Source organism: Polaromonas sp. CG_9.5 (genome assembly GCF_035984465.1).
GTDB lineage: Bacteria > Pseudomonadota > Gammaproteobacteria > Burkholderiales > Burkholderiaceae_C > Polaromonas.
Genome location: NZ_JAXCHR010000001.1, coordinates 44,461 through 57,985, shown reverse-complemented (window position 1 = coordinate 57,985; position 13,525 = coordinate 44,461). Strand labels below are relative to the sequence as shown.

12 protein-coding genes are annotated in these 13,525 nt (G+C 60.7%); 3 read left to right on the top strand and 9 right to left on the bottom strand.

Annotated elements, in window-relative coordinates; translation table 11 throughout:
• Positions 1–195: 195 nt before the first annotated feature.
• Both RCH06_RS00260 and RCH06_RS00255 read right to left on the bottom strand, forming a co-directional pair.
• The gene (locus RCH06_RS00260; RefSeq protein ID WP_327079427.1) at positions 196–1,629 is read right to left on the bottom strand and encodes an aldehyde dehydrogenase family protein; all 1,434 of its coding nucleotides are present in this window, start codon (positions 1,627–1,629) and stop codon (positions 196–198) included.
• Positions 1,630–1,821: 192 nt separating this feature from the next.
• Positions 1,822–4,068 (bottom strand): sodium-translocating pyrophosphatase, encoded by a 2,247-nt coding sequence (locus RCH06_RS00255; protein WP_327079426.1) that lies wholly within the window; start codon positions 4,066–4,068, stop codon positions 1,822–1,824.
• Between the two features lie 297 nt (positions 4,069–4,365).
• On the opposite strand from RCH06_RS00255, the gene ppa reads away from it, so the two are divergent.
• Entirely contained in the window at positions 4,366–4,914 is a 549-nt protein-coding gene (gene ppa, locus RCH06_RS00250; protein ID WP_327079425.1) for an inorganic diphosphatase, read from the top strand.
• Between the two features lie 195 nt (positions 4,915–5,109).
• Here the strand turns inward: ppa and RCH06_RS00245 are convergent, their stop codons facing one another.
• The 4 genes from RCH06_RS00245 to RCH06_RS00230 all read right to left on the bottom strand — a co-directional run bounded on the left by RCH06_RS00245 (position 5,110) and on the right by RCH06_RS00230 (position 9,709).
• On the bottom strand, positions 5,110–5,961 hold the full coding sequence (locus tag RCH06_RS00245) for an alpha/beta hydrolase (RefSeq protein ID WP_327079424.1): 852 nt from the start codon (positions 5,959–5,961) through the stop codon (positions 5,110–5,112).
• A gap of 23 nt (positions 5,962–5,984) precedes the next feature.
• Positions 5,985–7,622, bottom strand: a complete 1,638-nt coding sequence (locus tag RCH06_RS00240) for a wax ester/triacylglycerol synthase family O-acyltransferase (RefSeq protein ID WP_327079423.1) — start codon at positions 7,620–7,622, stop codon at positions 5,985–5,987.
• A gap of 255 nt (positions 7,623–7,877) precedes the next feature.
• Positions 7,878–8,207 carry a hypothetical protein gene (locus tag RCH06_RS00235; protein ID WP_327079422.1) on the bottom strand — a complete coding sequence of 110 codons (330 nt, stop codon included), beginning with the start codon at positions 8,205–8,207 and terminating at the stop codon, positions 7,878–7,880.
• On the bottom strand, positions 8,204–9,709 hold the full coding sequence (locus tag RCH06_RS00230; protein WP_327079421.1) for a GNAT family N-acetyltransferase: 1,506 nt from the start codon (positions 9,707–9,709) through the stop codon (positions 8,204–8,206). The genes RCH06_RS00235 and RCH06_RS00230 overlap by 4 nt, the downstream gene beginning before the upstream one ends.
• A gap of 27 nt (positions 9,710–9,736) precedes the next feature.
• Between RCH06_RS00230 and RCH06_RS00225 the strand changes: the two genes are divergently transcribed.
• Complete coding sequence (locus RCH06_RS00225) at positions 9,737–11,425, top strand: NAD+ synthase (RefSeq protein ID WP_327079420.1); 1,689 nt, start codon at positions 9,737–9,739, stop codon at positions 11,423–11,425.
• A gap of 86 nt (positions 11,426–11,511) precedes the next feature.
• Entirely contained in the window at positions 11,512–11,850 is a 339-nt protein-coding gene (locus RCH06_RS00220) for a P-II family nitrogen regulator (protein ID WP_327079419.1), read from the top strand.
• 6 nt (positions 11,851–11,856) lie between these two features.
• Here RCH06_RS00220 and RCH06_RS00215 read toward each other — a convergent pair whose 3' ends face one another.
• Genes RCH06_RS00215 through RCH06_RS00205 form a run of 3 tightly spaced genes read right to left on the bottom strand, consistent with a single transcriptional unit; the run spans position 11,857 to position 13,420 of the window.
• On the bottom strand, positions 11,857–12,447 hold the full coding sequence (locus tag RCH06_RS00215) for a TIGR00730 family Rossman fold protein (RefSeq protein ID WP_327079418.1): 591 nt from the start codon (positions 12,445–12,447) through the stop codon (positions 11,857–11,859).
• Positions 12,448–12,464: 17 nt separating this feature from the next.
• Entirely contained in the window at positions 12,465–12,878 is a 414-nt protein-coding gene (locus RCH06_RS00210; protein WP_327079417.1) for a diacylglycerol kinase, read from the bottom strand.
• Between the two features lie 29 nt (positions 12,879–12,907).
• Positions 12,908–13,420, bottom strand: a complete 513-nt coding sequence (locus tag RCH06_RS00205) for an RDD family protein (protein WP_327079650.1) — start codon at positions 13,418–13,420, stop codon at positions 12,908–12,910.
• Between the last annotated feature and the right edge of the window lie 105 nt (positions 13,421–13,525).

The window sequence follows — 13,525 nt, the reverse complement described above, 5'->3', positions numbered from 1 at the left end:
TTAATAGCGCGTTGCGCCCGCCTGTTGTGCGCAAGCGGCCTGTTTCATTCATAAAACGGCTTTTGGGCGCAGCAAATGGATAAATTGAAGCTGCCAGCGCGGCAATGCTGTCGTTTGATGCGCTGTTCTGCCTCAAACCGTTGCGCTTGCGGCGGGTTTCAGCCCTTCGCGCACGGTGTGGTGCAGGCTACCCCATCAGCCGTGGCGCACGGCCACGGTCTTGAGCGTGGTGAAGCCATACAGCGCCTCAAAGCCTTTTTCGCGGCCATAACCTGACGATTTCACGCCGCCAAAGGGCAGTTCCACGCCGCCACCGGCGCCGTAATTGTTGATGAACACCTGGCCGCTTTTGACGCGTTTGGCCATGCGGAACTGGCGCGCGCCGTCGGCCGTCCAGATGCCGGCGGCCAGCCCGAACTGCGTGGCGTTGGCCAGTTCGACGGCATGGTCTTCGTCCTGGAAACTCATGGCGCACAGCACCGGGCCGAAGATTTCTTCTTGTGCCAGCCGGTGGTCGGGCGGCACGTCGCAGAGCAAGGTCGGGGCTTGGTAAAAGCCGCCGTCGGGCGCTTCATCGACGATTTGGCCTTGCGCCACGATGGGGATGCCCGCCACATGCGCATCGCTTAAAAAGTCCCAGACGCGTTGCTGCTGGCTCTGGCGAATCAGCGGGCCGACGTCCAGGTCCATCGAGGCGGGGCCGACGCGCAGGTTTTCAAACGCCTCGCCCAGCCGCGCAATCAGCGGGTCGTAAATCGATTGCGCCACCAGTAGCCGGGAGCCGGCCGAGCAGGTTTGCCCGGCGTTTTGCACAATGGCGTTGACGATGGCCGGAAGGGCGGCGTCAAGGTCGGCATCGGCAAATATGATTTGCGGGCTTTTTCCGCCCAGCTCCAGCGTGACCGGGCAATGCCGCTCGGCGGCCACTTGCTGAATGAGCGTGCCGATGCTGGGGCTGCCGGTAAAGCTGATGTGGTCAATGCCCGGATGGCGGGCCAGCGCATCGCCGACTTCATGGCCGTAGCCGGTGACGATATTGAGCGCGCCCGCCGGAAAGCCGACTTCTGTCGCCAGTTCTGCTACGCGTAGCAGCGACAAACAAGCGTCTTCCGCCGGTTTGACGACGCAGACATTGCCCGCCGCCAGCGCGCCGCCCACGCTGCGGCCAAAAATCTGCATCGGGTAGTTCCACGGAATGACGTGGCCGGTCACGCCGTGCGGCTCGCGCCAGGTCATCACGCTGTAGCCGTCGAGGTAGGGAATGGTGTCGCCGTGCAGCTTGTCGCAAGCGCCGGCATAAAACTCGAAATAGCGGGCCAGCGCCAGCGCATCGGCCCGGGCTTGTTGGGTCGGCTTGCCGCAGTCGCGCTGCTCGATCATGGCCAGTTCTTCGGCATGCTGCGCGACTTTGACTGACAGCCGCATCAGCAACCGGCCGCGTTCAGCTGCGCTGAGCCGGCTCCAGACCAGATCCAGGCAGTCGCGGGCGCTGCGCACCGCCACGTCAATGTCGTGCGTATTGCTGCGCTGAATCTCGTCAAAGACCTGGCCGTCTGACGGGTCCAGCATGGGAATGGTTTTACCGGAAGAAGAAGGAACGGAGGCGTTGGCGATGTAGTTGAGCTGCATGGAAGTGATTTTGCTTGAAACTGTTTAACCCGTCACGGCTGTCGACTTGACAACGAAATAGGGCCGTAGCGCATGCCCCCCATACGCTGCCAGCTATTTATTCAATAGCGGCTCAGGGTTTGTCCGGGCGCGTGTTTCACGAAGGCATCGTTCGGCACCAGCGGGGGCGACGGGCTGACACGTCGGGGCGCGTTATGGCGATGCCGCCGCAGCCGGGGCGCTGACGGCAGCAGCAGGTGTTGTCAATCCGGCGGCGTCCGGCGCCTGAATAGGCGCTGGGGCCGGCAGGGCGGGTGCCATCGGTGTGACGGCGGGCGCGCTGATGGCGGTGGGGGCGGCCACTGGCACCAGCGGCGCGGCTTGCAACGTGCCGCCGTGGAACTTCATCATCAGCGGCACGATCAGCAGCGCCACGATGTTGATGATCTTGATCAGCGGGTTGATGGCCGGGCCTGCGGTGTCCTTGTACGGGTCGCCCACGGTGTCGCCGGTCACCGCCGCCTTGTGCGCTTCGCTTCCCTTGCCGCCATGGTGGCCGTCTTCAATGTACTTTTTGGCGTTGTCCCAGGCCCCGCCGCCGGTACACATCGAAATCGCCAGAAAGATGCCGGTGACGATGGTGCCCATCAGCAAACCGCCCAGTGCTTTGGGGCCGAGCAACAGCCCGACCAGAATCGGCACGATGACCGGCAGCAGCGAAGGAATCACCATTTCCTTGATCGCCGCCGTCGTCAGCATGTCCACCGCGCGGCCATATTCGGGCTTGGCGGTGCCCAGCATGATGCCGGGGATTTCCTTGAACTGGCGGCGCACTTCGACCACCACGGCCCCGGCAGCGCGGCCCACAGCTTCCATCGCCATCGCGCCAAACAGGTAGGGAATCAAGCCGCCGATGAAGAGGCCGACGATGACCATCGGGTCGCTCAAATCGAAACTGATGGCGCGGCCATAGCCTTCCAGCTTGTGGGTGTAATCGGCAAACAGCACCAGCGACGCCAGGCCGGCAGAGCCAATCGCGTAGCCTTTGGTGACGGCCTTGGTGGTGTTGCCGACGGCGTCCAGCGGGTCTGTGACGGCGCGCACTGCGGGCGGCATGTCGGCCATTTCGGCAATGCCGCCGGCGTTGTCGGTGATGGGGCCGTAGGCATCGAGCGCCACCACAATGCCGGCCATGCTGAGCATGGACGTGGCGGCAATCGCAATGCCGTACAGCCCGGCCAGGTGGTAGGACACCAGAATCGCGATGCAGACAAACACCACGGGCCACGCGGTCGAACGCATCGACACGCCCAGGCCAGCAATGATGTTGGTGCCGTGGCCGGTGGTGGACGCTTGTGCAATGTGCTGGACCGGCGCGTATTGCGTGCCGGTGTAGTACTCGGTCACCCAGACCAGCGCGGCTGTCAGCACCAGGCCGACGGCGCAGGCACCGAACAGTTTCATCTGGCTGCCAGTCGCATAGATCGCGTTGTCGGGCATCAGCCACATCGTGACGAAATAAAACGCAATCAACGACAGCACGCCCGCCACCGCCAGGCCCTTGTACAGCGCCGGCATCACGTTGGTCATGCCCGGCGAGGCCTTGACGAAAAAGCAGCCGATGATGGACGCAATGATCGACACCGCGCCCAGCGCCAGCGGATACAGCACCGCGTTAATCGGGCTGGCGGCCACCAGCAACGCGCCCAGCACCATGGTGGCAATGAGCGTGACGGCGTAGGTTTCAAACAGATCAGCCGCCATGCCGGCGCAGTCGCCCACGTTGTCGCCGACGTTGTCGGCAATGACCGCCGGGTTGCGCGGGTCGTCCTCGGGAATGCCGGCTTCGACCTTGCCGACCAGGTCAGCGCCCACGTCCGCGCCTTTGGTAAAAATGCCACCGCCCAGCCGCGCAAAAATCGAAATCAAGGAAGAGCCAAAGGCAAAACCGATCAGCGGATTGAGCAAATCGGCCAGTTTGCTGGTGGGCAAATAATTGCCGTTGCCCACCAGAAACCAGAAAAAGCCGCTCACGCCGAGCAGGCCCAACCCCACCACCAGCATGCCGGTGATCGCGCCGCCACGAAACGCCACATCGAGCGCCGGGCCAATGCCGCGCGTGGCCGCCTGCGCGGTGCGCACATTGGCACGCACGGAAATGTTCATGCCGATAAAGCCGCAAGCGCCTGACAAAAGTGCCCCTACGACAAATCCAATGGCTGTTTTGCCGTCCAGAAAAACGCCAATCAGTACCGCCAGAATGACGCCCACGATAGCGATGGTTTTGTACTGCCGCGCCAGATAAGCAGCGGCCCCCGTCTGGATGGCGGCCGAGATTTCCTGCATTCGCGCATTGCCTGCGTCCTGCGAAAGAATCCAGGCTCTAGCCCAAAAGCCGTACCCCACGGCAATCAATCCACAGACCAGCGCAAGAATGAGCGCGGTTGAATGACCGGTCATAACGACCTCCTCCGTTATTTTTTGCTTTGAAGGGTGCCACGCAAGCGGACCCCGCTGCGTTGCTTCCTCGGGGCTCGCTGGACGGCGATGGGCGATTGGCCAACTGGAGAAATTAAACGCCAAAACAGGCGCCGTTGGCAACCCGTAAGGTCAGGATCAGTAAAATGAGGATAAATACAGTGCTGTTTTGACGCCTCGGCGGATTGCAAAACAAGCCCTGAACAGGCAAGCCGGCTGCGGCGATCTGGCAACCCGTTTCCTTTTTTATCAACGCCTTTCCAACAACGCAAAGCGACCATGTCCCTAGATAAAGTTACACCCGGCAAAAACGCACCTGACGCCTTCAACGTGATCATCGAAATTCCGATGAACGCCGACCCGGTGAAGTACGAAGTGGACAAGGAATCCGGCGCGCTGTTTGTTGACCGCTTCATGAGCACTTCCATGCACTACCCGTGCAACTATGGCTACGTGCCCCAAACCCTGAGCGGCGACGGCGATCCGGTCGACGTGCTGGTGATCACGCCGGTGCCGCTGATTTCAGGCGTGGTGGTGACCTGCCGCGTCATCGGCATTCTGAAAATGACCGACGAAGCCGGCGAAGACGGCAAAGTGCTGGCCGTGCCCATCGACAAAAAATGCTCGCTGTACAGCCACTGGAAAAAGCCGGAAGACATGAATCCGCTGCGCCTGAAAACCATCGCCCATTTCTTTGAACACTACAAAGACCTGGAAGAGGGCAAGTGGGTCAAGGTCGATGGCTGGGAAGGCCCGGACGCGGCCAAGAAGGAAATTGCCGACGGCATCGCCAATTACCTCAAAGCCGAGTCGGACAGCGCCAAATAATCGAAGCTATTGAGCGATTAACAGGCATTGCACAATAGGGGCGGTGCTTCTTTGCTATTTATAAAATAGCAAAATTTCAGGTTTTTAACGAAAAAAGCGCTTGCTGTACTACGGCAAGCGCTTTTTTTTAGTGTGCAATCGTTTTTGTGGTGCGTCGCAGATGCGCAAGAAACTGTTTTTTTCGACGCTTGCGGCTCAGGCCGGACGGCTCGGGTCAGGGTAAATCAGGCCGTGAATGCGGCCGCGTTTTTGCCGTAAAAAAGGCTGCCATTCGCCTTCGGGCTGCGCCAGTCGGTCGGCGATGGCCCACCAGGCGCTCGGGTTAAAGCCCAACCCCACATGGCTGGCCACGACTTCAATGTTTTCCGTGTGCGGGTTTTGCGGGCTGGGCGACTGGATGCTGCCTTGCCAGGCGACCACGCCATCGGTGCGTGAAAAAATGCTGGTGGTCGGCACAGGCGGCGCAACCGGCAGGTTATAGCTGGCGCTTTCACGCGTCACGCTGCGTCCGCTGGCCAGCTCATAAAGCCGCCAGGCGTTGGTGGCCTTGTGCGAGCCTGCAAACGGCGTTCCCAGCGTGATGACGCCGCGCACCATCTCCGGCAGTTCCTTGGCCAGCTCGCGCGCATAAATGCCGCCCAGGCTCCAGCCAATCAGACTCACCTTGCGGCCGGTGCGGGCAAAGGTGCGAATCACCTGGTTTCTGGCTTCCTGCAGCACCCCTGGACGCGGGCCAAAGTTAAAGCCCTGGTCCCAGCCGCAAGCTGAATAGTTGAGCAGTTGCAAATAGCGGCGCAGCGGTACCGTCGAGATGTCGTTGGCCGAAAGACCCGGAAACACCACCACCGGATGGTTGTCGCCCCGTGGCGCGCGGTTCAGCAGCGGCCAGGCGGGCAGCAGCGCGCTGAATTCCCAGATGGCGCGCACTTCCAGCGTCATCAGCCAGGCGCTGGGCGGAGTGTCGTGCAGCGGGGTTTTTTCAGATTGTCCGGTCAGGGGCACGCCGGCCAGACTTTGCGCAAGCGGTAGTTTTGACGATCGGGTCATAGTGTGGGGTCAAGTGAAGAATGTCACTTTTTTTCTGTAGAAACACGGCCAGTATCGGGGCGTTGGCGGCGTTTTGAAGAGGGTGAACTCTCTAACCTGACACTGGCTGGCGCCTTTGGGCTGGCTGGCTTGCGGGTTCTGGGCTTGGCTTTTGCCGCAGGCGTGGGCGCGGCAGGCATTGCTTTTTCAGAGGCTGCCGCTTCACCCATCAGCGACTGCGCTTGGGTAAAAGCCGCTTCAATGGCACGGGCCAAATCGTCGGCATGCGGCAGCGCCTGGCTGTCGGCAACCATGCCGAAATCGATCTTTTCGTCATAGGTCTGGATGGTGATGTTGAGCGCCACGCCGTGCGTGATGATCGACAGCGGATGAAACCCCAAAACCCGCGCGCCCGCCAGGTACAGCGGCACCGGCGAGCCCGGCACATTGGAAATAGCCAGGTTGGTCACCACCGGCAGGTGGCGGGCCAGGCCGCTTTTGCCGTAGGCATTGAGCGCCTGTTTGCCGATGCCGCCGACCAGCCAGGGTGCCAGCAGCGAAGGGTAATCGGTCGGCAGCACGCCCTTGAGGCTTTGCATCGACGACTTGACCTTGGCCGTGGAGGCGATGATGGCCTTCATGCGCTGGCGCGGGTTGGCAATCTGGGTGCCCAGCTCGACCAGCGTCATGCCGACCTGGTTGCCTGCGTCGCCCGAATCCGCAGCGTCATTACGCAGCGAGACCGGCATGGCCGCGACCAGGGATTTGTGCGGAAGGCTGAAATGGTGCGACAAATAATCGCGCAGCGCAGTCGCGCAAATCCACAGCAGCATGTCGTTGAGCGAGCCGCCGGCCGCCTTGCCCAGCGCCTTGCATTCCTGCAGCGGCAGCGTAGCCGCCGCAAACACTCGCTCCGTGCCGATACCGATGTTGAACGGCGTATGCGGTGCCAGCTTCATCGGCATGCGGTTGCGCTGGCCGGTGGACGGGTCGGCGGCCGATTGTTCGATCAGCGTGCTTCCAATCGCGCGCAGGGACGAAGGCAGCGCTTTGGCCAGTCTGGAAAACTGGCCGAGCGACGTTGCAAGCACCGAAGCGATCAGCGTGCGGGTGCCCAAATCGGCTTCGCTGTCGGTCGGGTGCCGGTGCGCCGGGTCAGGCGGCGGCACTTTTCGGGGCAGCGGGCTGGTGTCCAGCGTGGCATGGGCCAGCAGGACAGCGCCTTTGCCATCGAGTGCGGCATGGTGAATCTTGGACAGGACGCCGGCGACGATGCGGCCATCTGGCAGCGCGATGCGGTCAAAAACATGGAACTCCCAGAGCGCAAACCGCCGGTCCAGCAGTTCGCTGTGCAATTGCGCGCAGCGCTGGTGCGCCTCGGCCAGCGTCATGGCCCGCGCGCCTTTTCTGGCCTTATCAGCGCGCCGGACATGAAAGTCAATGTCCACCGCTGGCGCGTCAATCCAGGCCGGATGCCCCAGATTCAGCGGCATCAACATCAGCTTGCGCGTGAACACCGGCGCCAGGTGCAGGCGCTGGCGGACATGCTTTTGCACCGCCTTGTGAAAGCTCCCCTTGAACCCCGCAGGCAGCTCGCACAGGTTGAAAGAGCCCACATGCATGGGCATTTCAGGAGTTTCAAGGTAAAGAAAACTGGCGTCCAGTCCGGTCAGGGTGTGCATTTTTCGGGTCTCCGTACGGCCACATTAACCGAGCGGGAAAATTTTTGCACGGGGGTTTGCCGGGGCGCTCTGTCGCGCAAGTGCCTGTGGGCGCACACCCTTCCAGCGAGCTGGGCATTCAATTCATGGCTTCCCGCATCGTTCCGTTCAAATTAATGATGAAATAGGCCGCTGGCGCAATAGCTGCGGGCGCAAGCAGCTATTAAAAAAGAAGTGAATTGAAGGCTTGGCTGCCGCCTGTGCCGCGCCAGTTTTTCAGGTATTGATCTCAAATTGCGCGTCGCCCATGTCGCGGTTCAGGGGCTTGAGGGCGGTCAACACGGCTTTGTCTTCGGCCTTTTCCCAGAGTGCAATCACTTCGCGCTCGGCGGCATGGTCGGCACTGGCGGCTTCCTCTGCAGACAAATGCGCCATCAGCGAGCGCGCCAGCATGCAGGCCTGCAGCGTGGGCACCACATCGTCGCGGCCACCGACGCCAAATTCAAGCGCCATGCGAAAACGCAACTCTGCGGCACTGCGCTCGGCTGCGCTCAGGCCGGTGGCGTTGACCATTTTCACGGTGTAGGAAGAGGGTTTTTCGCTCATGAAAGGTTTGTCGGGTCAGGTTGTTGTGGCGGTGATGGGGTCTTGAAGGGGCTGCGCCGCTCCAGATCGTCCATGTAATGGTCGATGCCCGCGCCTTCGCGTTCCAGAAAGCGTTCAATCGCATCGGCAAACGAAGGATGCGCCAGCCAGTGCGCGCTGGTGGTTTTGACGGGCAGCAGGGCGCGCGCCATTTTGTGCTCGCCCTGCGCGCCGCCCTCGAAACGCTCAAAGTCGTGTTCAATGCACCACTGCAAAGGCTGGTAATAGCAGGCTTCAAAGTGTAGGCAATCGACCCGCGCCAGCGCGCCCCAGTAGCGCCCATAAACCGTCAAGCCTTGGGGCGGCAGATATTGCGCTGAAAGCGGATTTTGATCATCATTCAGGCCGCTTGTGCAATCAGGACGTGCGCTGACAGCTATCAAACTCGTAGCAATGGGCTGGCCTTCATGCTCTGCCACAAACAGCAGCCAGTTCTCCGGCATGTCGCGCGCCATGCAGCGAAAGAAATCCCGGCTCAGGTAGGGGGCGTTGCCGTGTTCCAGATAAGTGCGTTCATAGCAGCGGTAGAAAAAATCCCAATCCGCCTGGCTGATGTTTTTGCCCAGCGCCCAGCGAAAGGTGATGCCCGCATCCAGCACCTTGCGGCGCTCCTGGCGGATTTTCTTGCGCTTTTCCTGACTCAACGACATCAAAAAATCGTCGAAATCGCGGTAGCCCGAAGGCGAAGAAGCGACCAGCGCGGAAGAGTCAACTCCGGCCAAGTCAGGGCCGTGGAACCGGCTATGCCGGGCCACAGGCGCAGCGGCCCCCCCGGGGGGCAGCGCAGTACGCGAAGCGACAAGCGTGGGGGCAACGTCCAGCAAGTCAGGGCCGTGGAACCGGCTTTGCCGGGCCATAGGCGCAGCGGCCCCCTCGGGGGGCAGCGCAGTACGCGCAGCGACAAGCGTGGGGGCTCTATTGGTCCAATGAAACTGCACCGTGTGCCGCAGCAGCAGGCCGGCTTCCTCGCAAGCGGCCACGTCGTCATCGCTGGCAAACAGCAAATGCAGCGACGAGAGTTTTTCCGCTTCGCACCAGGCGATCAACGCCTTCACCAGCAGCGCGCGTTCTGCCGCGTTGCGCGCCAGCAAACGTGCGCCGGGGACCGGTGTAAACGGCACCGCGACCACGGCTTTGGGGTAATAGTCCAGGCCGTGTTGCTGATAAGCATTGGCCCAGGCCCAGTCGAACACGTATTCGCCGTACGAATGCGCCTTGAGGTACAGGGCGCAGCCGCCGGCCAGCGTGTCGCCTTGCCAGAGCGTGACAAAGCACGGCGTCCAGCCGGTTTCTGGCGTGGCGCTGCCGCTGGTGTGCAGGGCAGCCAGGTATTCGTGGCGCATGAACGGGTTGACGATGCCGTCAAGGCTTTGCGCTGCCAGCAAGGCGTTCCATTCGGCGGCTCGCACCTTCAGCGGCGAATCCAGAAGGCGGATGACATAATCGTTTGCGTTGTTTTTCACGTGTTTTTTTCGGGATTCAATTTTCTAATGTCACTCAAAATCTGTGTCGCCCAATTGAACTATTGCGTGGGCGACATGCCCGGCAATGCGCAAAAAATTATCGCTGCAGCGCGCACCGCCTACCAAGGCGGCGCGCGGCTGGTGCTGACGCCCGAGATGGCAATTTGCGGTTATGCGGCTGAAGACCTGTTTTTGCGGCCCGCGTTCATTCAGGCCTGTGATGATGCCGTGAATGAGGTGGCCCATGCGCTGGCCGGGTTAAAGGGGCTGAGCGTGGTGGTGGGCACGCCGACCCACGGCGACAGCGGCCTGGGTCTGCACACCAAAAGCGTGCAGGTGCAGCAGCGCCACAATGCCGCCCGCGTGCTGCGCGAAGGCCGCGTCATTGAAACCTATGCCAAACGCGAGTTGCCCAATTACCAGGTGTTTGACGAGCGCCGGTATTTCGCACCGGGGCAGGGCACCTGCGTTTTTCAGGCTGGCGAAGGCGACGACGCCATCAGCGTAGGCCTCTTGATTTGCGAGGATGCCTGGTTTGAAGAACCCGCGCGCCTGAGCCGGCAGGCCGGCGCTGAACTGCTGGTGGTTATCAATGCGTCGCCATTTCATGTCGGCAAGGGCGGCGAGCGTGAAGTGATGATGCGCGAGCGCTGCCTGGCGACCGGCTTGCCGCTGGTCTATGCGCATCTGGTGGGCGGCCAGGACGAAATTGTTTTTGAAGGCCACTCGTTTGCCCTGCAGGCCGACGGCGCACTGGCCGGTCGGGCCGAGAGTTTTAAGGAAAATCTGTTTGATGTGCAGGCAGTACGGGTGCAAGCAGCTATTGAATTGGTAGCGGATACCGTGCCGTTGCGCAGCCCTGAAGCCGACTTGTGGGACGCGCTGGTGCTGGGCGTGCGTGACTATCTGGGGAAAAACGGCTTTCCGGGTGCGCTGCTGGGCTTGTCGGGCGGCATTGATTCGGCGCTGGTGCTGGCGATTGCGGTCGATGCGCTGGGCTCTAGCAAAGTGCGCACCGTGATGATGCCTTCGCCTTATACGGCGGACATTTCATTGACGGACGCGCGTGAAATGGCCGAGCGCATGCAGGTTCGCTACGACGAGATTTCGATCATTCCGGAGTTTGAAGCTTTTAAATCATCGCTGGCCGGCGAGTTCAAGGGGCGGGCAGAAGACACTACCGAAGAAAACATCCAGGCGCGCATTCGAGGTGTGTTCCTGATGGCGCTGTCGAACAAGTTCGGCTCCATCGTGTTGACGACGGGTAACAAAAGCGAAATGGCGACGGGTTATTGCACGCTCTACGGCGACATGGCCGGCGGCTTTGCGGTCATCAAGGACTTGCTGAAAACCACCGTGTTCAAGCTGGCCCGCTGGCGCAATGAAAACGACCCGTACGGCACCGGCAGCAGCCCGATTCCGGAACGCATCATCACGCGTCCGCCCAGCGCCGAGCTGCGTCCAGACCAGACCGACCAGGACAGCTTGCCGCCTTATGAAGTGCTGGATGCCATCCTCAAACGCTACATGGAAAATGACCAGAGTATTGATACCGTGGTGGCGGCCGGGTTCGAGCGCGCCGTGGTCAATCGCGTGGCCCGGCTTATCCGCATCAACGAATACAAGCGCCGCCAGGCACCGGTCGGCATCCGTGTCAGCCACAGGAGCTTCGGCAAGGATTGGCGTTATCCTATTACCAGCAAATTTGGCGAATAAACCAGTCTGTAGCCTGCCATACGCGCTAGGTTGCAGACCGTAGCCATCATTAACTATTCAGACCCCTCGATAACGGAGAACTTTCAGTGAAACAAATTACCGCCGTCCTCAAACCCTTCAAGCTGGAAGAAGTCCGCGAAGCCTTGGCTGAATGTGGCGTCACCGGCTTGACCGTGACGGAAGTCAAGGGTTTTGGCCGCCAGAAAGGCCATACCGAGCTGTACCGGGGCGCCGAATATGTGGTCGATTTTTTGCCCAAGGTGAAGGTCGAAGTGGTCGTCAAGACCGACGACGTTGACCGCTGTGTCGAGGCCATCGTGCGCGCGGCACGCACCGGAAAGATTGGCGACGGCAAGATTTTCATCACCAGCGTCGAGCGCGTGGTGCGTATCCGCACCGGCGAAGAAGACGACTCGGCGATTTAAACCGGGTTAAATCTGATCAAGCAGCAGAGTAGGTGCCTTGCTGCCCGCCGCTTGCACCAGCTCTTTCATCAGCGAAGGTGCGTCGGTGCCGGTGCGGATTAAGTCCATCTGCCATTCATTCATAAAACCGCTGTTGACCGCTGAATTGAGGAACGTCAGCAGGCTGTCGTAAAAGCCGTCCATGTTCAGCAGGCCGACCGGCTTGTTGTGGTAGCCCAACTGGCGCCAGGTCCAGACTTCAAAGAACTCTTCCATCGTGCCAATGCCGCCAGGCAACGCCAGAAATGCGTCGGCATGCTCGGCCATGATGCGTTTGCGATCGTGCATGTTTTCAACAATATGCAATTCAGTGCAACCGGTATGGGCCCATTCTTTTTCGACCAGCGCCGTTGGTATCACACCCACCACCCGCGCACCTGCGGCCAATGCCGCATCGGCCATGATGCCCATCAGTCCGCTGTGGCCGCCGCCATAGACCAGCTGGCCGCCGTGTTGGCCAATCCAGGTGCCGACGTCACGCGCCATCGTTGCAAACTCCGGACTGTTGCCCGGACGCGAGCCGCAGTAAACACACAAGGAAAAGGCGGGTTTTGTCATGGATAGTTGTTCGTGATTCATAAGATAAAACGGTGAAGTAGCGCTAGAGCCCAGGTGCCTGCGCACAGCAGCAGACTGAGCAGCACAGCCGCGCTGCCCATGTCTTTGGCGCGTTTGGAAAGATCGTGCCATTCGGGGCCGATGCGGTCGATGGCCGCTTCAATGCCGGTGTTGAGCAGCTCGACAATCAGCACCAGAATGACGCTGCCCGCCAACAGAACGGTTTCCATCCAGCTTTGGCCCACCCAGAACGCGGCGGGAATCAGCATGAGGGACGCGAGCGCTTCCTGGCGAAAAGCAGTTTCGTTCCAGCCTGCGCGCAGGCCCGCCAGCGAATAGCCCGTGGCATGCCAGACACGGTTCAGTCCCCGGCGATTTTTTTGGGGATTGACGACGGCAGAAAACGCGGCTTTTTCAGGCATGGATGGCATTGTGTCGCAGCGGTGTAACGGCCTTCTGTTCAGGGCTTTTTAGCGACCACTTTTTTTGCGCGCACAAGGTCTTTGGGTTTTGCCGGGATGATCCAGGTGATCAGGCGGGTGCCTGCCCATGCATCGTGCCAAAACTGCCGCTGGGGATGAAAGCGCGCCAAAATAGCCCAGATGGCGACCCAGCCCAGCGTAATGACGGCACCTTCACGCGCGGGAAGATCAAGCAGCCAGCTCATGCCCAGCGGCGGCAAAAACCACAGCCAGCTGAGCGCATAGCGCAGCAAGGCGCGTTGCTGGGTCAGGGCGGCACCGTGCACATCGACAACGCGGATATGCCAGGTTTTCATCGCCAGCGTCTGGCCTTTAGACCAGAACCAGACAAAGTAAACGCCAAAAACGACAAACACAAAGGCTTGCAGCGCATGCCGGTTGTCCAGTGCATTGCGGGTCTGGCTCAGGGTGCTGAAAAGATAACCGGCGATGAAGACCACGCCAAACATCAGCAGGCCTTCATACATCCAGCAGGCCATGCGTCGCGGGATCGACGGGACTTGAGAGTTTTTTACTGTCAATTTAATAGCTCGTAATGAGCGCTACCTAAGCGCTGAAGCACTGATTCAGCAATAATTCCGGCCGGCAAAGCACCG